Genomic DNA, 231 nt, shown 5'->3' with positions numbered 1-231 from the left:
GCCCCCGCCATAAAAGCGCGAATCAGCGCATCACGGGTAGACATATGCAGCTTGGCTTCGCCAGCATCGACCATCTTGGTAGCAAATTCGGCAGGCAATAAGTAGGACATAGAGAGCGTTTCCTTGGTAGCTGATTGTAAGGGTCAGAAGAGTCAAACAAGCACAGCAAACCCTGCCGTTAAGGCGTGGTTTGCTGTGCAGAGCAGAAATTGGTGGCTAGGGCAGCGGGCG

Annotated in this window: 1 pseudogene; it reads right to left on the bottom strand. The window is 53.7% G+C overall.

The features are described 5' to 3' along the window. Positions 1–110: pseudogene (locus tag INT22_RS20610) on the bottom strand (formate/nitrite transporter family protein); the annotation flags it as partial. Between the last annotated feature and the right edge of the window lie 121 nt (positions 111–231).

The sequence above is a fragment of the Halomonas sp. 3D7M genome, assembly GCF_014897885.1.
Taxonomy (GTDB): Bacteria; Pseudomonadota; Gammaproteobacteria; order Pseudomonadales; family Halomonadaceae; genus Vreelandella.
Note: the sequence above shows the minus strand (reverse complement) of the source record. Positions and strands in the feature narration are given on the sequence as shown.